Genomic DNA, 335 nt, shown 5'->3' on the forward strand with positions numbered 1-335 from the left:
AAAAAAAGCGTCTTACTCCGTAATGGAATAAGACGCTTAAAAGTTGGCATCGACCTACTCTCCCACCTTTCGGCAGTACCATCGGCGCTAATGGGCTTAACTTCTCTGTTCGGGATGGGAAGAGGTGGAACCCCATTGCTATAGATACCTGAAAATCTTCAGTTAACTTATAGCTTGGTGTTTTAAACACTAGCTGTCAACAAATATCATAGACATATTGAAAAAAAAAGTAGTTGTAAGTTTTGTTCAGAATTCAATCATTGACTTCTGCATTCATAAGCTTATGGGTAATTAGTACCACTCGACTTTGACATCACTGCCTTTACATCTGTGGC

Annotated in this window: 1 rRNA gene; it reads right to left on the minus strand. The window is 39.4% G+C overall.

Annotated features, from left to right (window positions below):
• Positions 1 to 41: 41 nt before the first annotated feature.
• Positions 42 to 152: ribosomal RNA gene (gene rrf, locus EMN46_RS19580) — 5S ribosomal RNA — on the minus strand.
• Positions 153 to 335: the final 183 nt, after the last annotated feature.

The sequence above is a fragment of the Ancylomarina sp. 16SWW S1-10-2 genome, assembly GCF_009669305.1.
Classification (GTDB): Bacteria; Bacteroidota; Bacteroidia; order Bacteroidales; family Marinifilaceae; genus Ancylomarina.